We start from the raw sequence: 23303 nt of genomic DNA, 5'->3' as shown, positions 1-23303 counted from the left end.
TGGGGCGGATGGGCCGCCCCGGTTATATTAACGGAATCTCAAACGCAGCGTGATGATTTCAAACGGCGTGAAGGAAAGCGCAATGGTATTGGATATTTTGTCAATCGGCAGCGCAGTAAGGATGTTTTCCATCAGATCCGTAGTCCAGGCTTCGGCCGCTTCAAATCCGAAATGAAGTGCCGTGTTGGCGCGTGTTCCCGATGTTTCGTACAGACGAATGATGATGTCGTCACCATCCTCGGCTTTCTTGACGGATTCCACCATAATGCTCGGATGATCCGGTCGCAGAAATGCTTCGGATGAAGGAAGCTTTCCTTCCTCTTGATCAGGCTTGGAAGGCATGGTCATCGTACGAAGCGGGATGTTCAGCTCATTGCCTCTTCGGTAGATTTCGGCTTGGACATGGTTCCCTTGATGCGGATATAACGAATAGGTGAATCGGTGCTCCGCGCGGTCCGCTTCCGGATCCGGATAAGAGCTGCTGCGGAGCAAATGCAGATCCAGCACGTTATGGATCGCCCGATGGCCGTATTTGCAATCATTGAGCAGCGCGACACCATAATCCGGCTCCGATAAGTCAACCCATTGATGAGCGCAAATCTCATCTTTCGCAAAATCCCACATCGTATTGCGGTGGGTCGGTCTGCTCAAGCTGCCGAACTGAATTTCGCAGTGAACCTGATCCGTGCGTATATTGACCGGGAACGAGGTTCTTAGCATCCTGCCGTTCTCTCTCCAATCAACGACCGTCTCGAAATCGATGCGCCGGCTGCCCTCCGTTAGCACAACGCTCTGAGTCAGCGTGGATTCCCCATAAGCATATTCGAAGACCAGCCCGATTCGCGGGCCGTCCCGCAGCTCCTGAATATGAAGGAGATTTAACGGCTTACCTGGATTCGCCGAATAATCATGACGGAAATCCCAGGCATCCCCGTCGTCATGATACACGCGCAGATCATTACCCGAGCGGCCTTGCTGAATGACTTCGCGTGCTTCCGCCTTATCCAGGATCGATACAATGCCTCCATTTTGCTCAAATGTAACGATCAATTTGTCATTCTCCAGACTTCGTTCCGAGGCTGTAACGTCTATTTCCGTCTCCGGTGTTTCCAGAAGCATTTCGATCCCTGACGCTACTTCATCTTCGACTCCAAGGCCAGGATCGGCGACATCTGATATGACGGCGTAGCCCATCGATGGAACCAACACGTTATGCCATCGTCCATTTGAGCGCAGCCACTCCCGGCGTTCCCAAGGCAGCGAATTGAACACGACAGTTCCAGAAGAAGCCTCGGCATCGTGTGAAATGTGGTCTGCCAGATAGCGGTAGGTTTCAGTAATCATGGCTTCCGTTTGTGAAAGGAGCTTTTCATACCGCTCTAACGACTCATCGTACACCCGCTTAATTGAAGATCCCGGAAGAATATCGTGGAATTGATACAGCAGGACTTCCTTCCAGATCGTCTCCAGCGTTTCGGATGGGTATGTCTTGCCTAACCGGGCAGCCAGCACGGAAGCAAACTCCAGCTCGCGCAGTGCTTTCTCCATCTTTCGGTTGTACCGTTTGCTTCGGGCCTGGCTGGTCAGGGTGCCTTGATGCTTCTCCAGATAAAGCTCACCGCGCCAGGTCTGGAATGACTCGCGTTCTTCATTCAATCGCTCAAAGAACTTCCATGAGGGCTCCTGCCTGACGGGGGACAGGCCGAGCAGGTTCTTCTCGCGTGCCAGCCGCTCCAAATGCTCTTCGCCCGGACCGCCTCCGCCGTCGCCAATGCCAAAGAGCATCAGGGCATGGGCGGATACATTTTTATCTAAATATTCCCGCTCCGCTTTGGCGATGGAACGCGGGGCCGCCGGGCTGTTGTACGTATCTTCAGGCGGCATATGCGTTAATACGGCGGAACCATCAATCCCTTCCCATAGAAAGGAATGGTGAGGGTGTCGATTATACTCGCTCCAGGAGAGCTTCTGGGTCATCATGTAATCCACGCCCGACTTCTTGAGCAGCTGCGGCAGGCTTGCGGAGTAACCGAATACGTCCGGCATCCAGAGCGATTTCATCTCCAAACCGAATTCCTGCTGAAAATATCGCTTGCCGTACAGGATCTGGCGTACCAGGGATTCACCGCCCGGCACATTGGTATCCGATTCCACCCACATGGCCCCCTGCGGTTCCCATCTGCCTTCACGTACCCGCTCCTTGATCTGTTCATATAGCGCGGGATAATGCAACTTCATCCAGTCGTATAGCTGGGGCTGGCTTGCGCCGAATACATACTCCGGATAGCGTTCCATCATGCGAAGTGCGGTCGAGAACGTTCGGGCACCTTTCCGGATCGTTTCGCGGATGGGCCACAACCAGGCTAAATCAATATGTGCATGACCCACCGCGCTGATCGTTAAGACCGGATCGCCCCCCTGCAAGCGTAATTGTTTATCCAATTGCCTCTTCGCTTGATTGATCGGTTCCGGCGAGAAATCCGTAAGCTGCAATGATACGTCATACAGCGCCTGATAGATTCTCTCTTTGCGTGCGGTTCCGGCAGGGAGCTGCTCCGCAGCTTCCAATAGCACTTCGACATCGTAATAGAGACCTCGAATGTCTTCCCGGCAGATCGCAATGACAGCCTCTTTCAAGGTTCCTCCCCGATATTTGCCGAAGAGATCGTTATTGCCTGCATCTGCCCATACTTCAATGTCAGATCCGTTCATGTACATCTCATGAAGCCGGACAACACGTTTGCCGGGGAGTCCTAATGAAAAATCGAATTCCGAATTCACGGTAGTCAATCCCTGAACCGGCGAACCTTCCTGGTCTACCAGACACAACTCGCCGTTGATGTCGAGTAAGAGGACGACGTTTTCCTTACGGCAATTAGCCGGAAGACTCCCGGTAAAACGGAACCAGGCACAGTCCCACAGTCTGCCCCATCGTTCTCCATGGACAAGCGTCATTGGCGTGCCTGTCATTCGATCCATGTACGATACGGGCTCGGGCGTAACCCATGCCGTCACTCCCAACTCGGCAACGGGCTCATATATAGCTTCCCGGAGATGCTTTAACATTTGTTTTAACGGTTCCAGCCTTATCGGTTCGTATGGCATGATGATTTGCTCCTCTCTATGGCATCAATCGGTTGCAGGCTCAGGTATGAATTGCGCTGTCCAATCAACCTGGATCTCTGCCAGGTTCGCGCCGCCATGTTCGTACTGCAGCAGGACGGTTAGCGACTGCGGATCCCATGCCCATCCGGCAGGTACGGCTTGATCCTGAATGATGTACTGGACAGATATCGGCTCTGTTGGGCAGTATAATCTCGCGCTTGCCTGCAGATTGGACGGCCCTCTCGCAATGAATCGGAAACCTGATTCCGTCTGGACAAGATTCTCGATGCGGGAGGAAGCGGCAATAACGGATACCTTGCCGTCCGAAGGGCGTCCGGCCTCAACATCATAGAGCAGTGCTTGTTTCCCTGGACTTAACATAACCTGAGGCAGAACGGATAGCTTTGGATCGAACAAGTCCACAACCGGGCCTGCGATGTTCAACGGCTCATCGGTGATCGATTCCTCAAGAACCGAAACGATAAGATAAGGACCTCGTTTGAGCTTGAAATAATGTTTGGGAATCACCGTTCGTTCTGTGCCTTGAAGTGCCTCCAGCGTGGCTTGGACAGCGTGCCGCAGCCGGTCTGCCCCGGCTTTGGATAGGGCAAGTTCAGTCGGATGTTGATCCAACCAGCACACGACGCCTTTTCCTGCCCGATGGATACCTTCCGCTTTCTCCTTCAGACCAAGCTGCTCAAACAGATGCTCTCGCGGTGAGTTGTACTTCGAGCCAAACGGTTGATCCTTATGATCATGGTTCCACCATGAACGAATGCCATGATACGGGTCGCTGTCATCGCCCGCATAGATCAGCGCCCCGCCTTCGTGCACCCACTGGGCAAGCGCATTATGAATGTCCGGATACTCCGGTTTGAAGAATTCATAGCTCAGAACCAGCACTCGGTATGGAGCCAAATACCCGGGATACCGCCTTACATTATCCAGCTGAAGCGGACGAACGGGTATTCCATGCTTCAGCAGCGGCAGCGACAGACCGTAAAAAGGGGAAAAATCAAGAAGCTCCGTGTCCCCTTCCGCCTGAAATCCTTCAGGGTCGGTACCGTCGTATTTGCCGGCATCGGGCGCTTCCGGTTCCGGCTTCATCCGTTGAAACATAGCGGAGTCGGCAATAAGAACGCCAACTTGGATTTCATCTTCCGCCGATACGATCACTTCCTGGCCCATGTTGCCCAGCGTATGCATGACCTGGAGCAGCGTCGTTGCATAGTCCGACGGGATGGACTCCTTACCCGAGCCGTCATCGGATGGATAAGTTCCTTTAAAGATTCTTCGCGGCCAGGGTGAAACTTCGTAATGGGCAACCCCGGGATGCAGCAGTGAGGCGACAACGGTCTTTAAGTAGTTCTGTTTGTAATCCTCCCATGTGTGGTTCGGGTTATCTTCGATCGGATCATGCAAGAACCACATGCGTCTGTCAGTTCCGCGAACCAGCTCCTGCATCACACCATATTCAAGGTAAGCGGTTTCAAACGTTCGTTCCTTGCGTTGCCCTTCATACACGTTTGGCGTCCTTGATGTACCCGTCCAGATCTGTGCAATGTATCCGTCAATGGATGGAAGCTCAACGAGTCCGGATTGCGGGCTGACGATTCGCCACTGCGTATAATTGATCAGACTATGGGTCGGAACGTAAAAGCGAAGGACTCGGCCGTAACGAGTTAGTGCGTAATCCTTCATCTCTGCACATAACCGGTCCAGCACACGCGTGTATAAATGCGCTTTCAATTTGGAGGCTCGGTATTGTGCGTCAGGTGAAGTGTGCGGTGGAATCCATGGCTCTTTGTAAAACAGCAGCCATTCCCGCTTAAACGCTTCCGAATAACCGCCATTCACCCAGAATTCCGGCTCCTCCAGATGGATGGCCTCGACGCCCGCATCAACCGCGATCCGTATTCGATCCGCTAGATAGCGGCCAAAGGAAATCGTTGGCACCATGTAAGGAATAACCGGTCGTTTGCCATGCAGGATCATCTCCCCGTGACGATCGGTCTGAGCTTCATCCCAATGGGATAAGCCGTCAACCTCCCCGTCCAGATAGTTGTTGTATGTCCCCCATGCGACGCCTGTCATCAGATGGACGATATATCCCTTTTCCTTCCATTGCTGAATGCGCTCCGGCATCGATTCGTCAATTCCGTAGACCATCACAAAGTCAGTCTGAAGATCATAGTCGGGATGATACGGAGCCGATTCCTGAAACCCGGTTCGCTCTTCTCTGCGATCTTTTGGCACGTTCTCAACCTCCCTGCTCAGGTTAGATGTACTTGTGCTTCTAGGTAATCCATCATTTTCTAGAATATAATATATAATATTAATATATTCAATATGTTTTTTAGTGAGAATTAAAAAAAGCCCTCTCCGTTAGTTAACGGAAAGGGCTCTTCCTTAGCGTAATGATTAAGTTTGTGGAACATGACCCGAAGTTTGGCGGATCACAAGCTCAGGCTCAATCAACAATTTGCTGTAGCTCTTCACTTCTCCATGACCGCGTAAAACTTCGAGCAGTTTGCCGGCAGCCTGATATCCCATATCCCATTCAAACTGCTTGACATGGGTAAATATGCTGAATTCCTCCACGATGGAAGTCGGATCGTCGAAGCTGACGATCGAAACGTCTTCCGGCACGTTAAGCCCCGCTTGCTTAGCCATCTGATAGATTTGTACGCCCAATCTCCCGTTTAGCGAAATATAGGCGGTAACCATACGATTTCGGATATACCGGTACAGTGGATGAGCTTCGGCATCCTTTAGCACGCTCAGCGGTTTGAAATCCGTAATCATATGCGCCGGATTGATTAACGCGCCTTTGTCCTTTAGTGCATCAATATATCCTTCGATCCGCTCCTGAACGGTGACGGTTTGAAGGGGAGAATCGGAGCATATGGCGATGTTCCGGTGTCCCAGCTCCCATAGATGTTCAACGGCGAGTCTCGTGCCGCGCCTTCCATCGGCGGCAATATAATGCGTTTCGACCCCAGGCAAATACCGGTCAATCAGCACAAAAGGAAACCCAGACAGCTTCATACCCAGTATTTCCTCGTTGTAGTTCTCCTCGTCGACCGGGAAAATTAACAGGCCTTCGGCTCCGAGTGCCTTCAGCTCTTTGATGGCGTCCTTTTCTTTTTCCAGCTTGCCGTCAGTCAACATGATCATGCTCCGATAACCTTCGTCATTCAGTGCCTCTTGGATGCCCTCGATAAGTCTGATCGCGAAATAATCATGGATGGTGGGCATAATCACGCCAATCATGCCCGTGGCCCGTTTCCCGTCTCTTCCCTTAAGCGGCGTAGTCGATGCCTGGCCCGCAGGTAAGAAGTTGGCCTCCTCTGCTACAAAACTGCCTTTGCCCGGGACGCGGGCAATTAATTTCTCATTCGCTAATCCGGTCAGGGCGTTGGCAACCGTTATTTTACTGACATGAAACTGATCCATCAGCTCCTTCTCTGTCGGAATACGATCACCTGGCTTCATATTTTCTGTTGCTATGACGTGTCGGATATAGTCCTGGATTTGCTGATACAACGGAATTCGATCGTTTACACTCATTCTAATCACATCACCAATTCATTCATGATATTTGAAATATATAATATATCCTTACACATACAAGCGCAATAAACAAGCATGAGTCGATCAACAGCCCATGACGACAAACCCTTGCTATACCTGTGTTTAAATTGCCTAATTTTCAAGAATTATAGGAAGTTTTGTCGAACCACTTGTAAATCTATATTTGAATATATTTAATATGTGTTGATAAGCGTGTTGACCTGCTAATGGGCCGCAAAAGGAGGATAGAGGTTTACGGATGAACACACGCTTCAATTTCTGACCATAGACCATAACAAGGAGTGAATTCGCCATGGCTCGTAGATTCACGATTCTCTGTTTAGCCATCCTATGTGCTTTTTCATTAACGACCGGCGCAGCTTACGCTTCCGAAACGGATCCACAGTCAGCGCAAACTGACGGCTCCAATCATCGTGAACTGCCAAGTTTCAAGAAGCCTAAGCATTTGGACGCCGCAGATATTTATGATGCGCCAGGTGACATTAAATTGTTGTTAGGGACCTTGCAGGGAATCGTTAACAGGGAACAGCCCCGGATCTATTTGATTGAATCCCAGGAAGAAGGGAAAATGACCTGGCTTAACGATATAAACGTGCCTTACACGCTTCATGAAGATTATTGGGACGTGTTCTCCGCTTATCGCAGCGAGGCAAAAGGCATGATTGTATATGATCCGGAAGTTCCTGACACGATTAATGTCGCCACCACGCTCGCAGGTTTGAAGAAGGCGGTCGTTGCCAGCCCTGAGCTGGCCGATAAATTGTCCAAAGCTCCATACGACTTGAAGATTCTGGACGATCTTCGCGGCAAATTCGATAGCCGGCTTGAAGCATACACCTGGCAATATGAGCATCTGTGGAAGCAGACAACTCATCAGATGCTGATCGGGCTGGATCCGGATACAGCGATTCGTATTCCTTCCGGACTGCCTGAATCGTTCGTGACAATTGCAGAAGAGAAGCAGCAGGTGCGGGATGCAAGCAACCGTGATACTTATAACCTCGACCTCTCCTCCCTCTTGGGAGAATCATCGGTTTATCTGCGCTTTGATGATGCTTTCACCCAGGATGGTTGGGGACCCGCGGTACATGAAGTGACGGTTAAGGCAGACGGCAAAGAGATAGCGACCTTCATCGCAGGAACCCCTGAAGAAGAGACTTATCTCTATGATCGGCAAAACTCCAAGTTTAGTGAAGGCTCAGGCGGGCACCGCTTTGCCGATAACGGCAGTTATTTTGTATATGAATTCACCCCTCCTGCGGGAACTGAGAAACTGACCGCTGAAGTCGATATGTGGAATCAGTACAAGGTTTCGGCGGGGAATATCCGCCCTCCTTCTGCCGAGCAGCAGGAGCCCTATGGCTATTTACGAGATTACGCCGTTGCCAATAAAGCGATGGTATTCTGGCTCGATTCTAATGTGCCTGAGCAAAAAGCGCTCTTCGAGAAAATCATGTCCGATGTGGAGCCGGGTACTCCTTACCTTGGCTGGTTCAGCAATGATGTGGAGGGCGAGTTCAGCTCGGTCGAGATCGCTTCCCGTTATGGCGTGTATGTTCTGGCGGCCGATTGGTTCAGCAATCTGACCGTTTTCTCCGGAACCAAGCCGAAGTTCAAGCTCGCGAAAACACCTCCACAACCGGCACTTGAGAACAAAATCTACGTGACCTATACCTTTACGGAAGGAGACAATTTTCAATATAACCAGCATCGCATGCGCGTCATGTGGGATGACCCGGCCCGGGGCAAAGTTCCGATCAACTGGACCTCCAGCCCGCTGCTCTATGAAGGTGCTCCCGCGATTTTGAATTATTATCTCAACTCGGCTACAGAGAACGATTTGCTGATTGCCGGGCCGTCTGGTGCCGGATATTTTTACCCTAGTCCTTGGCCGGATGCAAGCTTCCAGCAGTTTTTACGGCAAACCGAGAAATATCTGAAAAAGACGGGAATGACGATCCCTTATGTTCTGAACCGAGTCGATAGCGAGAATGTGCAGTTATCTCCGTTTAAAGCAAAAGCATATGAGGAGGAATATAACGTACCCGGTTTATTTATTAGTTATGAAGACAAATACGGGGTTGAAATCGTTGGCGACAGCCTGCCCGTATCCACGATCCGCGGGATCAGCACCGTTCAAGACGGATTGCAGGTGCTCAATGAAGCCAAAGCGAATTGGGACGGTAAGTCACCGTTGTTTGTCTCACTCGGTATGCTCGCATGGAGCATGACCCCTTCCGATGCGCTGGCCCTGACCGAACAGCTCGGGGCAGATTTCAAAGTCGTTCGCGCCGATCATTATTTCTCTCTGATCCGTGAAAGCTACAACTTGCCGCCAATTAAGAAATGATGATTCCTGTTAAACAAGTGACAGATGTATAGGGGCATCGCAGGTCCGATTAGGATTGGACCTGCGATGCTTTTATGATGTAATAGATATCCTGCCCTCCCCCTTGTTTACGGCCTTTAGAGAAAATATTTAATGTCATTAAATAAAATTAGTTAACGACATTAATTGACCACGCAATCACTATTCATTGATGGTGTTTAATGCCGTTAATTAATTTAGTTAATATCATTAATTAATATCGTTCAACCCTCCCCTCCCCCATCAATCGACCCGATTTACGATGTCAAATTAATCTGCAGCCAGATGATTTCCCCTGATTATTTCTTGGGTAATCGCAAAAACCACATCCATTCGACAGATGCTCGAACTAGTTATGAATTTGAAGGACTCTCTGCTGTACTTCCTTCTCTTATACATAAAATGCGGCAAATGGTGAATACTCACTATATCGATTAGCATGTATTCCCTTGTATGGAGATTAGTATAATGCCCACTAGCAAAAAGATATCATCGATTGAGGTCTACTTCATCATGCTGTTGTCATTGGGTATCACCAATCATGTTATCCTGATTCCGCTTATTCTGCAGTACGCGGGCCGTGACGCATGGATGGGTACCCTGCTGACGATGATCCTGCATATTGGCTGGGTCTACATTTTGTTCTTTATCATGAAACGAACGCAGCAGCAATCGATATTCACCTGGTTCAAGGATTGTTTTGGTTCGGTCGTCGGTTGGATATTTGTGAGTATCATGACACTCTACTTTTTTTGGATGTCCATGGTCATTTTAAGAGAAACAGCGACTTGGATTCGGGTCACCTACCTACCGCAAACGCCCAAAACGGTCGTCTCGCTGGCCATTATTCTGTTATGCGTTTATGTGGCGAATAACGGCATTCGCTCAATAGCCATTATATCCGGAATCTTACTTCCCATCGTGTGGGTATTGGGCCATTTTGTAGCTGTGTCGAATCTTCAATATAAGGACTATTCCTTGTTGACACCACTATTCGTAGAAGGTTACACCCCGATGCTCAAGAGCATGATGGTAGCCGGCGGCGGTTTTATGGAGATGATTGTGCTGATCTTTCTTCAGCATCATATGAAACGAAAGATGAACTACCTCTCCATTGTTATATTATCCGTCCTTCTCGGTGGGCTCACGCTTGGACCGTTGATGGGAGCGATCGCCACATTCGGTCCTGTTCCTGCGATGGAATCCCGCTATCCCGCTTACGAACAGTGGATGCTGGTCACGATTACGAAATATATAACGCATGTCGATTTTCTGGCTCTATACCAATGGATTTCAGGGACATTAATCCGTATCTCTCTTTTCCTGTTTATAATGGCGGATGGCATATCCTTTAAAAAATCCAAGCGGCGCTTTTGGTATTTGTTAGGGCTCGGGGTGGCATTGTCTGCCTTCTCTTTAATTCCGGTAATCGATAGACAAATCGAGTTATTCGTTCTGGGCAAATATTCACTTGCATTCCTTGGCTTCCTATCTGGGCTGACACTGTTCATTGCGATCGTAGTCACATTTAGACCTAAAACAAAAGGGGGCGGGTAGACGATGACACATCACAGACCTCGAAATCGAATGTTCCGTCGAAATTCAAAACAAGTACGGGGTGCTGTTGACCGTCAGCCCACTTTCGACACATTGGATGAACATACCCTGCGTTCCATGTTTGCCTCTTCCGCAGACGTTGTCATCAAATCCTTCCCGGCAAAGAATGTTAGTGCGATTCCTGCTTTGCTGATCTACAGTGAAGGTATGGTTGATGCCATGGTGATGACTCAATACGTGCTGCCGGATCTGGAAGAAAAGCTGGAGCACTTCAAAGATTGGGAACCACTTGCCAGAGAACTGGATAAATCGATGGAATGGAGTGAAGTTAACAAGCATGCCGATGTTGTAAAGCTTCTCTTTGAAGGGCGATTGATACTATTTTTTTCAACCGAAAAATGCTTTTATTCCATCGATATCGCCGCGCGTCCCAATAGACAGCCTGAGGAATCCAATACCGAGGTGGCCATCAAAGGCGCAAGAGACGCTTTTACGGAGGATATCATCACGAACGTGGCACTCGTCAGAAAAAGACTGCGCACCGCCACGCTCCATAATGAACAAATGGTTATCGGCGAACGCAGTCAGACCCGAGTTTCGCTGCTGTACATTTCCGATATCATACGCCCGGAAGTAGTCAACGAGGCTAAAGAGCGATTAAAAGGCATCCAAGTCGATGCTCTCGTAACCAGCGGTCAACTGGAAGAAGCCCTTTCCGATTCTACTCTCTCCCTGTTTCCGCTGATGGACTACATTGGCAGACCGGATTTTGTAGTGGAGTGCTTGCTTCGAGGACGTTTCGTTATTCTTGTGGATGGTTCGCCAATGGCATTAATAGCCCCATGCAATTTGATGGAATTATTAAAAACGCCAGAAGATTCCTATTTTCCTTATTACTTTGTAATCTTTGAGCGACTTCTCAGGCTGCTGGGTCTCTTTCTCGCCATTATGCTGCCGGGATTTTGGGTAGCGCTGACAAGCTATAACATGGATCAGCTCCCCTTTCTGCTTCTAGCGACCGTTACCGTTTCCCGGTTCGGGCTTCCGCTGTCCGGGCCGATGGAGATCCTGTTAATGCTGGGTATGTTCGAACTTTTCAGAGAGGCTGGCATCAGGCTGCCCAAAGCAGTCGGTCAAACCATCGCAGTGTTAGGCGGTCTGATTATCGGTGATGCCGCCATCCGCGCGGGCCTTACATCACCAACCATGCTGGTTGTATCTGCAACGACAGCGGTCGCAACTTTTACTTTGGTTAATCAGACGCTAAGTGGGACGGTCAGCATTATCCGAGTCTATGTGTTAATCTGGTCCTCCTTGCTGGGGATGCTTGGATTCTTCATTGGAGTACTAAGCCTCATTGCATATCTCTCTGTGTTGGAATCCTTCGGTCTTCCGTATTTAGCTCCTTTGTCACCATTAACCATCAAAGATCTGATGAATTCCCTCTTGAAAAAACCTTGGGCTTTCAACAAAAAACGACCGCAAATGTATCAAACGATAGATGACACATCTGAAGAAAGGGAACCTACATGAGATGACAATTTGCGTCAGAATCCTAAAATTAATGTGGTTAATGGTCATTCTCAATATGTTAACAGGCTGCTGGGACATCAAGGAAATACAAGACATCAATTACATCACGGCCATCGGAATCGATCAAGAAGGGGATCACTTTGTTGTTTACACTCAGATGATGGATTTTACATCCGTTGCCAAAACCGAAACCGGTAAGGCGGAAAAGCCCTCCCAAATATGGACTTCCAAAACAAAGGGCAGGACCTTGGACATGGCGATCAATGCCATCTATGATTCTTCCCAGGAACGAACGGTCTGGAGCCATATTTCCTGTATACTCATTAGTGAGAACGTATTGAAATCGAATGTCCTAACCAAATTGGATACCATCGGCCGTTATCAGGAGGTTCGAATGACCCCGTGGGTATTTGGCACAAAGGATTCGATCGAACAACTATTGAATGTCCCGGCGTTTTTCAACCTTTCCCCGTTAAACACATTAGCCCATGAACCTGTTGAGGAATATAAACAGAGATCCTATATTGAACCCATTCGATATTTCGATTTCATGGCGCTGATGACAGAACCAGGCTGGACGATGCTGCTTCCAAATCTCACGATTGATAAAAAGACATGGAGCCTAAACCAAAAAGAAAATCCGAAGTTGGTGGTTAACGGAGTATTTCCTATAGCCAAAGGGGAATCGAAAGGCTTATTCACCAATGACAAGCTCACCGGTTTGCGCTGGCTAGAAGCCGATACGAAACGTTCACACATCCTGATTACAAATAAGAGTGGCGAATTAGCTGGAATCTTGGTTTTATCGAACCCCAAAATCCGCAGGAAACTAAAGATTGTCAACGGCATGCCTAAATACCACGTTAGCGTCAAGTTAACTGGAAACGTGGTGGAAGCGCTCGATGATATGAACAAGACGGATATGGAACTACAGGCAGCTAAGGAAGTACGCAAGGAAATTCTAGCTACGTTTAAAAATGGGGTAACTTCAAAAACGGACCTCTTCGGTTTTGAGCACGTATTGTTCAGGAAGGACCCCCAGCTTTGGAAAAAAATCAATCAGTCCTCTGCCCAACCGATTGAAGCAGACGCTCTGGAGACCGTTCACGTCGAAGTCCATCTGGAGCACGCTGGCATGAAATTGCTCCCCCATCAAAATGGTCCAATGACACCTACGACCAAAAACGAAGCAGATTCCTGACTCTTGCCATAAAAAGAAGCCATATCAAAGGCAGCCTGTTCTAATGGTCAAGAACGGCTGCCTTTGTATTGAAGTGGAACCTTCATGTGCCATATATGAAAAAGATAAATAAACGTTTTTTGGATCGGTTTGTCCCAACACGCTTTGTTATACGATAACTTCCACGTCTTCATCCTCGAACAAGTCATCGTATGCAACGTAGAGGCCTATAGCTGAGGCAATTAACACTAAGATAGCTGCAATAAACGCCAATTGTTTAATCGTAGCTTTATGCGAGGTTGTTTGCTGTCTTCGTTTTCTTTGCGTTCGTTGGCCCATGCCACATACCTCCCGCTTCCATGCCATTACAATAAAATATGATTCGGACATGAAAATGTTGTTAGGCAAAGCACGTTTGTATATTTTTCATGATATAGGGCCCCAAACCCTTCTAATGATGCTCTTGTTTTATACCGATTTCACAACGTGCCTAAAGCCAGCGAAGCTTGCTGAAAAATACTCTGATATCCTCAATGAGCGAATCCGGGTCTGCCATGGCAACCATATGACTACCACTCTCTCGATTTGACCAGTGCACAATGTTGTTTTTGGCTTCAGCAATACGCCGGAAGACAGAACCTCCCCCGTGTGAAACCCCTGTCGGTACTTTCATTTGATTTGCTGGCATCCCGGCTGCCCCTTCATAATAAGTCCAGGACGAGGAAGCCGCTGTCTGCGTGAACCAATATAACGTTGCGTTGGTGAGCAGCAAATCTTTATGGATCGGTTCTTGAGGTAGCTCTTCTGAGTTGTTGGGCCATCCGTCAAATTCTTTAAACCGCTCGACAAGGTAAGCAAGTCCAGCTACCGGTGAGTCAAGAAGCCCATAACTGAGTGTCTGCGGCCGATTGGACAGATAAGGTGCATAACCGCTTCCTCCTGCAAAAAGCTCGGCAAGACGGGTGAATTCGGCCATTTCCTCCTCACTAAGTCCATCCAATTCATTCGGGTCTCCCATCGGGATACCCAGCCCTCCTGTAATATGAACACCAATCGTATGCTCAGCATCAAGGATAGCCAACTCGGGGGAAACTAAAGCGCCCGCATCGTTGCCATGTGCCCCATAAGTTTCATAACCGAGTCTGCGCATCAGCTCAGCCCAAACACGGGCTACGCGTTTGATGCTCCATGGTCTCTCATCTGCCGGCTCCGGAAAAGTGGAAAAAGCGAACCCTGGAAGTGAAGGTGCCACGATATGAAATGCCATGCTTGGATCTCCACCGTATGCTCTTGGATTGGATAGTGGTCCAATCATATTTATGAATTCAACAATGGAATTTGGCCAACTATGCGTCATGATCAACGGTAGGGCATCAGGCTCGGGAGATCGTACATGTAGAAAGTGAATCTGCTGACCCTCAATATCCGTTATAAATTGCGGAAATGCATTAAGCTGCTGCTCATACTCACGCCAGTCATATTCATTCTGCCAGTATTCCACCAGCTCTTTAAGATACGCGACAGGAATCCCCCGATTCCATCCAGCTCCAGGTAATTGAGAAGGCCACCGGGTCTGAGCTAAACGAGCTCGCAGCTCGTCAATGTTCCGTTGAGGGATGTTCATATTGAAGGGACGGATCGAGATTTTATCTTGGTACTTGGTATCGTGATGATCGTTAGACATGGGATAACCTCGCTTTCGAATTTTTTCTTCATTATAGATGCGAAACACTGACGACAATATGTCAGTATTTCGTGGAAGGATTCCCCTAATTATAAGGATGCCTCATCATTCCGAAATCAAGAAAGAACCCGTGATATACACGGGCTCTGGGAGACCATAAACGCTTTATCGATTGACCATCTAAGGGCTGTTAAAGTGAAGCACCATACCTGTTTTATCATCGGATTTTTTAAATCTTGCATAGGTTAGGCATTCAGGGTCAGCCTCTTCGATCTCTAGCAATTCATGTGCATACTGCTCAACACCCATTTCGAGTATACGCTGCACGGTATAGTCCCAATAGGATCGATCACTGGGCACATCCTTGGAAGGCCAGAATAAACCATCCGATAACAAGATCACGTGCTTCAATCGTGACCTGTTGATCTTTCCGTATTCGAGAAAATGGGCGGCTCGGGCTTCCCCGTTCAATACGCCATAGCCTCCATTCGTGTTACTCTGAAAGCGATTCTCCCTGATGATATCCATAACCGTCCCGTGGAGGTCTTTTTGATTGGACAATCCCTTATTCACGCCTTCCTCCCATTTCTCGATGGCCGGAGATTCTAAATGAGCGACTTGTCTCCAGGTCAACGGGCGAACCTCTCCATCTTGGTATACGGCAAGAATCATGCAGTCGCCTGTCTGTATAAATTCCACGCGATCCTCTTGAATTCGTACAAGAGCAAGAGCAGTACCCCAAAGCCCATCTTTTTCCTCCAGGTTGATATTGGCTTGCACCATAAGCTCTCTTAGCTTTTGGTTCGCTGCCGCAGCATGCTCCGTAAGCTGTTCGACCCGGTCCAGTGATTCGAAGTAGTTTTTCACGGCTTGAGCAGCGATGTAACCTCCGGTTTCCTTCTTGTCGCTAAGGTATGGGACGATGGATGAAACCCCATCTAACACGCCATACACGGCAGCTCGCTCGTTTACGACTAGTGCATCTTCATTTAAGAAATGGATTCCCCTATGCGTGAATTGCTCAACGGTTACCATAACCATCCTCCTGTTAATTCCGATTTTGTGTACTAGATATGCTACTTACCCCTTGCAGCCCGCCAAAAGACAAGACAAGCTACAAGTATTGCAAGCAGAAAGCTGCTGATGGCCGGAACGACAAGGTGTAATACCAACGTCATCCCATCACCATCAACAACTCTCAACATGACCATGAGCATAACCAGAATATAAATCACCACAAATACGCCCCAAAAAGGTAAAACCGGATACGAATGCTCTCTTCGCGTTGATGCTACATACAAATGGCGATGAATCCACCATACGATCAGAATCAGCCCCAACAGACTGCTGCCGTGCTGACATAATTTATACACCTGTATTTGTACGGAGTCGATATGTATCCATTGGGTAAGTATAGGAATCTGATTCACGATCCAGGCACCTTTGTGCGTAAACTGATCCCACAGCAGGTGCGTGCCAACGCCCACCAATCCCAAGAGGGTTACGGTAAGCCAACCTTTAAGTGAGGTCGGGAGCTTCCCTTCCCGATCCCAGCGGTAGGGGAACCATGAAGGCAAATATACGAATAGAACGGGTCGTACCACGGTCTCGAATAAAACGTACAGGAGCAAGATCATGGGAAGATTAAACAGCAAGATACCAGGACCCTCATGGCTCCATATACCAGCTGCCCGAAATCGGACAAAATATTCAAAATCCGGTGCCATGCAGCCGATAATGAGGGCTGACACCGGCAGCGATTTCTTCTTCCACCAAGGCATCGTGATGACGGGGTGAGCGAATGTAAACGGCATAAGATCTCCTAACTGCTGTGTGAATGATGAAAATAGCTAATTTTTTACTATTCTAACAGATTCACTCTCGTTAGGGATCAATAAAATTTCACCTTTATAAAAAGGGACAGGCATCCGCCTATCCCTAGTCTACTTTATAGTATTACAGCAGTTCGCGTGCGAGCAAGCGGTAAACCTCCAGTCGCTTTTCCTGCGTATGCGGAATGCTGCATATCATGGCTTCCTGAAACCCGTAGTGGGCTTGCTCTTCCTGCAAGCGTGCCGCGATATCTTGAACCGCTCCCACAAGATGAATCTTGCGGCCTTCCTGGATAGCCATCCGGTCGATTTCCGTTAAGGACACATTCTGAGCTTCTTCGGGCGTCAGCACCTGCGTAATCCGACCCTTGCTCATCATCAAACGGAAAATATCCTGCGGCAGCGCTTCATACTCGGCTTCTTCCTTCGTTTCGGCCGTAGTCACCATATAGGATACGTTAATCTCCGGCTTTTCCATGAATATGGATGGCTGGTAGTTATCGCGGTAATGATCCAAGATCTCATTGCTCATCGCTCCGTTAAAGAATTGCGCAAAGGAGTAGCCAACCCCCATCTGAGCCGCTTTTAACGCACTGTTGCCACTTGAGCCGAGCAGCCATACTTCCGGCAGCGCAACGCCGGTTGGAGCAGCAGCGTTTTGGGCATACAGCTCATCTTCCGGGACCTCATCACGAAGGAGTTGCATGGTAATTGCAAGCTTATCATACATATTATGAAGCATCAGCTGCCGCCCTTCCGACAAAGCGTACATGGCACTTGTATCGCCGCCCGGCGCTCGTCCTACACCGAAATCAATCCTTCCCGGAGTAAAAGCGCTTAGCGTCTTAAACACTTCCGCGAGTTTAAGGGGAGAATAATGCATCATCATGACGCCGCCGGTACCGATGCGAATCCGGTCGGTTTTGGCTGCAAGCCGGGCTGCCGTCACTTCGGGTGCGGAGCTGGCAAACGTATTTCCTCCATGATGCTCGGCCATCCACATTCGGCTGTATCCCAATTCATCTGCCAGGATAGCCAGTTCTTCCGCTTTTTTCAAGGCGCCTTCCGCCGTGTTCCCGCTTGTTACGGGTGCCTGATCCAATACGCTTAATCTCATGCGATTTCATCCCTTCCTCGGTTAAATGACCATTTTGTTATTGATCCATTCCTCTAAAGCCGCAACCTTGTCCTTAAAGCGTTCACCGCACATTTCCTCTGACAGTGATGCGATGGTCTCCCGCTTTAATACGGCCTTCCAGGAAGACTCCGCTTCCTCCATTAAATCGGATAACAGACAGCAGCTTTCTTCTTTCTCCAAGTCCAGCAAATCTACTAGAATTCCGTTGGATGAATAGAGAGATTGCTGCCCTTCCACTGCGAGGTATACGTCGTATACTCGGATATCCTCCGGTTTCTTCTTTAATCTAAAACCGCCCTTGATTCCGGGCACAGACGTGATGATGTCTGCTGTTACCAGCTTTCTTAACAGTTTCTGAAAATAGGTTACCGATGTCCCCAGCTGCTGGCTAATCGCTTCCCCAGGCAGCACCGCCTTGTCCGGCAGCATATTCAATAGAACCAGGGCATACACCGACTGTTCCACGCCTGTTTTCATATGCATAAGCAGCACCTCAATTTACGAAAATATCGGTTCAATATCTTAACAACACATCCATACATCTATTCGCGATTAAAGACGATAAACATTATCCACGTTATATCTTATATGAATTCGAACCGAATGTAAAATCATAGCCGACCTGATGCAGATGAAGAATGAAACCCATCCATAACCCACGCACCATGTTATTAGTTAATATGATGAAATAAATGCCTCGAAGTCGAAGTATATAATAAATAAGAAAAGTCGCGCTAGGCGCGACTTTTCTGCGATTCTGTTATTCCATATCTGTTTCACTATGAGAATATAATTACCGTTTCGAAACCACCTAGGCTTCGTCCCATAACCGCTTCAGATTGTCCAAGCCCAACCGGGTTCCTTCCCTGCACTCCTCCATGCCCTCAAATTCCAGCGTAATATCTCCGTCATAACCGGACTGCTTAATGAGTCGGAGAATTCGTCGCACATCAAGATCCCCTTGGCCGAAGATGGAGCCTCGAAGGTAATTGCCATGGGAGGTTCGGAACCACTTTCCCCCGCCGGGGTCTTGATCAAACGGACGATAATAGAAGTCTTTCACATGAATGAGCGAGGCAAACGGCAAGTTGCGTTTCACGCCGACCAGCGGCTGCTCGTCAACGCATAGAAAGTTGCCGATATCCAGGGTCGTTTTGAAGTTCGGGCGATCGACAGCCTGCAGCACGCGCTGTACCCGGTCGCTCGCCTGTACACTCACGCCGTGGTTCTCGATCGTGGTCGTAATACCGTAACGGCCTGCGTAATCTGCAATATGACGACATCCTTCCACGATCATATCCAGGTGGGATTCCACATAATTAATTCCCATCTTCTCCGGCGGAAGCGTGAACGCCGTTACGTCATGCCTCATATGCTTCATTCCCAGCTGGTTGACCGTATCCACGTGGCGCTTGATCCTCTCTATCTCCGCATCGAAGTCATCCCGGCTCTCCTGGACGAAATTAGCGGGCATGGAGTAGTTGGATAACGCGATGCCGACTTCCGCCGCCCGCTCACGCACCGCATCGGCAAGCTCTGGATTGTCCTCCAGCGTAAATCCGTAGGGTACAATCTCCATGTGCTGGCCGCCGTTCTCCGCGATCCAATCCACCACATCCAGCACCGTCATTTCTCCTGCGCGAATAGCCGGCAGCAAGCTGTAGGTGCTCACTCCAACCTTCATCCTGCAATCCCTCCTTTATTTGCTTCTTCCATCATAAGCTTCCTGGTAGATTTCCAGGTAGCGGGCTACATTCATCGCCTCCAGCTGCTTCACGTAGCTATCCCAGTCCTTATCCAGATCGGCATCGCCGATCACGAAGCGGGCCATCATTTCATCCACGTAATCGTTGATCGTCTTGGACAGATCCGCTACTTCGGACGCCTGCTCGTTGGTTAGAAATAACGGCGGCACGGTGCTGACATCGGTTGGTTTGTAAGGTTCGTATTTATTTTTCGTCTCGTTGTACAATACGACTTCCAGGTCGTCGTCTCCCTTGGCAACAGCGCTCAGGCGGAAATCATTTGTACGCAAACTCGGGCCGGTTTGAATCCAGGCAATATTTTGGACCGTACCGTATGACTTCAACTCAGACCAGACCGCAGGCTCCCCGTTAATGCCGATCTCTCCGTCCTTCGCTTCCCGCCATTCCTGGTCCGGGCGGCCATACACACTTCGCAGCGTATGCTCCCGCTCGTACAGCCCATCCGCCCACCGCAGGGCAAGCTCAGGATGCTTGGCCTTCTTCGTGATGACAAATGCACCCGGGTTCATTCCGGTGGAATCGAGAGCCGCATAGCGAACCCCATTCGGTCCCTTGAGCGGCGGCACGGTCTTATATTCCAACCATCTTCCGCTTTCGCCGAGGAGTTGGGTAAATATACCCTGATGGCCGCCGGTTGAAGCACCAAGAAGCACGGTATCGGGATTCTCCCCGATCTGGATCAGCTGATTGTCATCCTGCGTGAACGACTCCGGAGCGAGCAGCCCTTCAGCATACAGCTTATTCATATACCGCAATCCTTCCCTCCACTCCGGTTTGTTGAAGGCAACGTCAAGCTTGTCGTCTTTTATGAATATATGCTTGTAACTTGAGCCGTAAACCGGATTATAGATGAAAGAGTTCAACAAGAACGCATCGATGGAGGAGCTCCAGGATTTCGGTGAAATCGACAGCGGAATCTCATCCTGGATTCCATTGCCGTTCGGGTCTTGTTCTTTGAAAGCCTTCAGCACCTCGTACAGCTCATCGGTGGTTTCGGGCATTTTGAGATTGAGTTTCTTCAGCCAAGGCTCATAAATCCACATCTTCTGGCTCATGGAGCAGTGATAACATTCATTCACTTCCGGAAGCGCATAGATATTGCCGTCCAGCGCCGTAATCGTGGATTGGATCTCCGGGTTCTCTTGGAACAATTTCTTCGTGTTCGGGCCCTGCTTCTCGATCAAATCATTTAATGGAAGAAAGGCGCCCTGCGAGCCGTAAATCATCTGCTGCGCCGGCGATATGTTCAAGCCCATGATGACATCGGGATAATCCTCGCTGGCAAGAACGAGATTCAGCTTCTCCTGCATGCTCTGCTCCGGAACGACCTCCCACTCGATATGCACATTCGTTTTTTCTTCGTACCATTTGGTGAATTCATTCGTTTCGAAATTCTCGACCAGTGGATTTCCCCGCACCATTACCTTCAAGGTGGTTTTCTCTTGAACCAGCGGATAGGTTCCCGGTTCGGATAATGCGATAGGCTCGGTGCCGGCTTTCTGCTCCTCATCCGCGCCCTTCGGGCTCTGTGAACCCGTACAGCCTGCAAGAAGGATACTAAATGCGGTGAAAGCACTCATGATAACCCGTGTTCTTTTTCTCATAACGTCCCGCCCTCCTGAAATGATGGATGTATTATCCCTTTAACGAACCGATCATGACCCCTTTGACAAAAAACTTCTGCAAGAACGGATAAACGATCAACAGCGGCACTGAAGTGACCACGATCAGCGAATATTTCAGCAGCTCCCGCAGCCCTTGCCGGGCCGCAGCGGTTTTGGCGTCGCCGAGCATTTCGATATTGACCTCGTTCTGCACCAGAATATCGCGGAGCACCAGCTGCAGCGGGTACAAATCCGCGCTCTTCAAATAGATCATGGCGTTGAAATATTGGTTCCAGTGTCCAACGGCATAGAATAGGGCAATGACGGCCAGAATCGGACCCGAAAGCGGCAGCACGATGCGCCACAGAAACCGGAAATCCGTACAGCCGTCCAGCTGCGAAGCCTCCAGCAATTCCGGGGGGATTGTCGTCTGGAAGTAGGTCCGCATGATGATGACGTTCCACACCGACAGCGCCCCGGGAATCAGCATCGACCATACCGTGTCAATCATGCCGAGATCCTTCACCAGCAGGTAGGTCGGAATGAGCCCCCCATTGAACAGCATCGTGAACACGAACAGCAGCATGAACACGCTGCGGCCCCGAAAATCCTTGCGCGACAACGGGTATGCCGCCAAAACAGACAGAATGAGATTGATCGAGGTGCCTGCCAGCGTATAGAACAGCGTGTTCATGAAGCCTTTGGCGACCATCGTATTTTTGAACACCGCACGGTAACCCTCGAGCGTCGGGTCGACTGGCCACAGCCATACCTTTCCCGACAAAACCGCGCTGCTGGAACTGAATGAGGCGCTGACTACATAAATCAGCGGATATAACACAACGATTAGGAAAACGGATAAAATGATGTAGTTGACCACCGTAAAAACGCGGTCCGAGCCGGATTCCTTCATGGCAGGTGATTGCATACATGTCCTCCCTTCCTTACCAAAGACTTTCCTGCTTCAGCTTTTTGGCCGTCTGATTCACGATCAGCAGCAGAACGAAACCGATGATCGCTTTAAACAACCCAATTGCCGTGGCATATGAGAAGTTCATCGCTTGAGATACCAATCCAACCTTGTACACGTACGTGTCAATGACTTCGGAAGAACGCAAATTCAGTGCGTTCTGCATTAACAAAATTTTCTCGAAGCCGGTCTCCAGCATTTGCCCCGTATTCAGAATGAGCAAAATAATGGCGATGGGCATGATGCCCGGGAGGTCAATATGGCGCATCCGCTGCATCTTCGTGGCTCCATCCATGACGGCTGCTTCATGGAGGGCCGGATCAATACCTGAAAGCGTTGCCAAAAAAATGATGCAGGAAAACCCGACATTCTGCCAAATATGGGACCACACATAGATCGACTGAAACCAGGAAGCTTCCGCCATGAAATGAAACGGACCTATGCCGATCCAGCCGAGCATCGTATTGATGAGTCCCGTTCTTGGATCCATAAACTGCAGCATCAAGCCCACCAGTACGACCAGAGAGATGAAATAAGGCGCGTATGTAACCATCTGGACGGTATTCTTGAATCTCCGGTTCCTTACATAATTCAGTCCAAGCGCAAGCATAATGGGAAACGGAAAACTGGCGATCAGCGTGTACAAGCTGATGGAGAATGTGTTCTTCAGCAGTCGCCAGAATTCATGCGATTGAAAGAAGCGTTCGAACTGGGCAAAGCCTACCCATGGGCTTCCGTTGATCCCCTTCGTGACGTTGAACTCTTTAAACGAAATCTGCGCGCCGTACATCGGTACATACTTAAATATGATGATGTACAACAACGGGAGCAAAAAAAGCGCGTACAGTTGCCAGCTACGGATGATACTCTTCCAGCCACTCAGCAGTTACCACTCCAATCGTTAATGAATTCGTCCCAATCTGGTCCGTGATTGGAGTATATACAGCCGGGTTGATCGGCGTAAATCTTCAT

The 23303-nt window shown here is 49.2% G+C and carries 17 protein-coding genes; 4 read left to right on the top strand and 13 right to left on the bottom strand.

The genetic code is table 11. From position 1 onward, the window contains the following. Positions 1-27 precede the first annotated feature (27 nt). The 3 genes from PAEVO_RS07865 to PAEVO_RS07855 all read right to left on the bottom strand — a co-directional run bounded on the left by PAEVO_RS07865 (position 28) and on the right by PAEVO_RS07855 (position 6675). Positions 28-3105 (bottom strand): alpha-mannosidase, encoded by a 3078-nt coding sequence (locus PAEVO_RS07865; RefSeq protein WP_100537062.1) that lies wholly within the window; start codon positions 3103-3105, stop codon positions 28-30. A 24-nt stretch (positions 3106-3129) separates the two neighbouring features. Beyond that, the gene (locus tag PAEVO_RS07860) at positions 3130-5361 is read right to left on the bottom strand and encodes a hypothetical protein (protein WP_100537061.1); all 2232 of its coding nucleotides are present in this window, start codon (positions 5359-5361) and stop codon (positions 3130-3132) included. A 165-nt stretch (positions 5362-5526) separates the two neighbouring features. Beyond that, complete coding sequence (locus tag PAEVO_RS07855; RefSeq protein WP_100537060.1) at positions 5527-6675, bottom strand: GntR family transcriptional regulator; 1149 nt, start codon at positions 6673-6675, stop codon at positions 5527-5529. 316 nt (positions 6676-6991) lie between these two features. Between PAEVO_RS07855 and PAEVO_RS07850 the strand changes: the two genes are divergently transcribed. The 4 genes from PAEVO_RS07850 to PAEVO_RS07835 all read left to right on the top strand — a co-directional run bounded on the left by PAEVO_RS07850 (position 6992) and on the right by PAEVO_RS07835 (position 13358). Beyond that, positions 6992-9049, top strand: a complete 2058-nt coding sequence (locus tag PAEVO_RS07850) for a GxGYxYP domain-containing protein (protein ID WP_100537059.1) — start codon at positions 6992-6994, stop codon at positions 9047-9049. 486 nt (positions 9050-9535) lie between these two features. Beyond that, a complete protein-coding gene (locus PAEVO_RS07845) occupies positions 9536-10624 on the top strand; it encodes a GerAB/ArcD/ProY family transporter (protein ID WP_100537058.1) in 1089 nt (362 codons plus the stop codon). 3 nt (positions 10625-10627) lie between these two features. Beyond that, the gene (locus tag PAEVO_RS07840; RefSeq protein ID WP_100537057.1) at positions 10628-12157 is read left to right on the top strand and encodes a spore germination protein; all 1530 of its coding nucleotides are present in this window, start codon (positions 10628-10630) and stop codon (positions 12155-12157) included. After that, entirely contained in the window at positions 12126-13358 is a 1233-nt protein-coding gene (locus PAEVO_RS07835; RefSeq protein ID WP_100537056.1) for a Ger(x)C family spore germination protein, read from the top strand. The genes PAEVO_RS07840 and PAEVO_RS07835 overlap by 32 nt, the downstream gene beginning before the upstream one ends. Before the next feature lie 147 nt (positions 13359-13505). On the opposite strand, the gene PAEVO_RS33720 is transcribed toward PAEVO_RS07835, so the two are convergent. The 10 genes from PAEVO_RS33720 to PAEVO_RS07790 form a co-directional block, all read right to left on the bottom strand. After that, entirely contained in the window at positions 13506-13676 is a 171-nt protein-coding gene (locus tag PAEVO_RS33720; RefSeq protein WP_165789629.1) for a hypothetical protein, read from the bottom strand. 151 nt (positions 13677-13827) lie between these two features. Beyond that, entirely contained in the window at positions 13828-15021 is a 1194-nt protein-coding gene (locus PAEVO_RS07830; RefSeq protein WP_100539366.1) for an epoxide hydrolase family protein, read from the bottom strand. A 180-nt stretch (positions 15022-15201) separates the two neighbouring features. Next, positions 15202-16056: a protein phosphatase 2C domain-containing protein gene (locus PAEVO_RS07825; RefSeq protein WP_100537055.1), complete on the bottom strand. Its 855-nt coding sequence runs from the start codon at positions 16054-16056 to the stop codon at positions 15202-15204. Positions 16057-16097: 41 nt separating this feature from the next. Beyond that, positions 16098-16835, bottom strand: coding sequence for a DUF4184 family protein (locus PAEVO_RS07820; protein ID WP_100537054.1), 738 nt, complete (start codon positions 16833-16835; stop codon positions 16098-16100). A gap of 142 nt (positions 16836-16977) precedes the next feature. Beyond that, entirely contained in the window at positions 16978-17970 is a 993-nt protein-coding gene (locus PAEVO_RS07815) for an LLM class flavin-dependent oxidoreductase (RefSeq protein ID WP_100537053.1), read from the bottom strand. Between the two features lie 21 nt (positions 17971-17991). Continuing rightward, positions 17992-18474 (bottom strand): Rrf2 family transcriptional regulator, encoded by a 483-nt coding sequence (locus PAEVO_RS07810; RefSeq protein ID WP_100537052.1) that lies wholly within the window; start codon positions 18472-18474, stop codon positions 17992-17994. A gap of 328 nt (positions 18475-18802) precedes the next feature. Continuing rightward, positions 18803-19675, bottom strand: coding sequence for a sugar phosphate isomerase/epimerase family protein (locus tag PAEVO_RS07805; RefSeq protein ID WP_100537051.1), 873 nt, complete (start codon positions 19673-19675; stop codon positions 18803-18805). A 15-nt stretch (positions 19676-19690) separates the two neighbouring features. Beyond that, positions 19691-21361, bottom strand: a complete 1671-nt coding sequence (locus PAEVO_RS07800; RefSeq protein WP_100537050.1) for an ABC transporter substrate-binding protein — start codon at positions 21359-21361, stop codon at positions 19691-19693. A 31-nt stretch (positions 21362-21392) separates the two neighbouring features. Next, on the bottom strand, positions 21393-22289 hold the full coding sequence (locus PAEVO_RS07795; RefSeq protein WP_100537049.1) for a carbohydrate ABC transporter permease: 897 nt from the start codon (positions 22287-22289) through the stop codon (positions 21393-21395). A 16-nt stretch (positions 22290-22305) separates the two neighbouring features. After that, entirely contained in the window at positions 22306-23163 is an 858-nt protein-coding gene (locus tag PAEVO_RS07790; RefSeq protein WP_243390676.1) for an ABC transporter permease, read from the bottom strand. Between the last annotated feature and the right edge of the window lie 140 nt (positions 23164-23303).

It is taken from the genome of Paenibacillus sp. GM2FR (assembly GCF_002803325.1).
Lineage (GTDB): Bacteria > Bacillota > Bacilli > Paenibacillales > Paenibacillaceae > Paenibacillus_AQ > Paenibacillus_AQ lautus.
This window is presented reverse-complemented; position numbering and strand designations above follow the sequence as displayed.

Bases quoted from the DNA above. Each gene is read 5' to 3' on its own strand.
- PAEVO_RS07865 (WP_100537062.1), bottom strand. From the start codon at position 3,105: ATGCCATACGAACCGATAAGGCTGGAACCGTTAAAACAAATGTTAAAG.
- PAEVO_RS07810 (WP_100537052.1), bottom strand. From the start codon at position 18,474: ATGCATATGAAAACAGGCGTGGAACAGTCGGTGTATGCCCTGGTTCTA.
- PAEVO_RS07850 (WP_100537059.1), top strand. From the start codon at position 6,992: ATGGCTCGTAGATTCACGATTCTCTGTTTAGCCATCCTATGTGCTTTT.
- PAEVO_RS07830 (WP_100539366.1), bottom strand. From the start codon at position 15,021: ATGTCTAACGATCATCACGATACCAAGTACCAAGATAAAATCTCGATC.
- PAEVO_RS33720 (WP_165789629.1), bottom strand. From the start codon at position 13,676: ATGGGCCAACGAACGCAAAGAAAACGAAGACAGCAAACAACCTCGCAT.
- PAEVO_RS07835 (WP_100537056.1), top strand. From the start codon at position 12,126: ATGACACATCTGAAGAAAGGGAACCTACATGAGATGACAATTTGCGTC.
- PAEVO_RS07805 (WP_100537051.1), bottom strand. From the start codon at position 19,675: ATGAAGGTTGGAGTGAGCACCTACAGCTTGCTGCCGGCTATTCGCGCA.
- PAEVO_RS07815 (WP_100537053.1), bottom strand. From the start codon at position 17,970: ATGAGATTAAGCGTATTGGATCAGGCACCCGTAACAAGCGGGAACACG.
- PAEVO_RS07820 (WP_100537054.1), bottom strand. From the start codon at position 16,835: ATGCCGTTTACATTCGCTCACCCCGTCATCACGATGCCTTGGTGGAAG.
- PAEVO_RS07855 (WP_100537060.1), bottom strand. From the start codon at position 6,675: ATGAGTGTAAACGATCGAATTCCGTTGTATCAGCAAATCCAGGACTAT.
- PAEVO_RS07825 (WP_100537055.1), bottom strand. From the start codon at position 16,056: ATGGTAACCGTTGAGCAATTCACGCATAGGGGAATCCATTTCTTAAAT.
- PAEVO_RS07845 (WP_100537058.1), top strand. From the start codon at position 9,536: ATGCCCACTAGCAAAAAGATATCATCGATTGAGGTCTACTTCATCATG.
- PAEVO_RS07800 (WP_100537050.1), bottom strand. From the start codon at position 21,361: ATGAGAAAAAGAACACGGGTTATCATGAGTGCTTTCACCGCATTTAGT.
- PAEVO_RS07840 (WP_100537057.1), top strand. From the start codon at position 10,628: ATGACACATCACAGACCTCGAAATCGAATGTTCCGTCGAAATTCAAAA.
- PAEVO_RS07795 (WP_100537049.1), bottom strand. From the start codon at position 22,289: ATGCAATCACCTGCCATGAAGGAATCCGGCTCGGACCGCGTTTTTACG.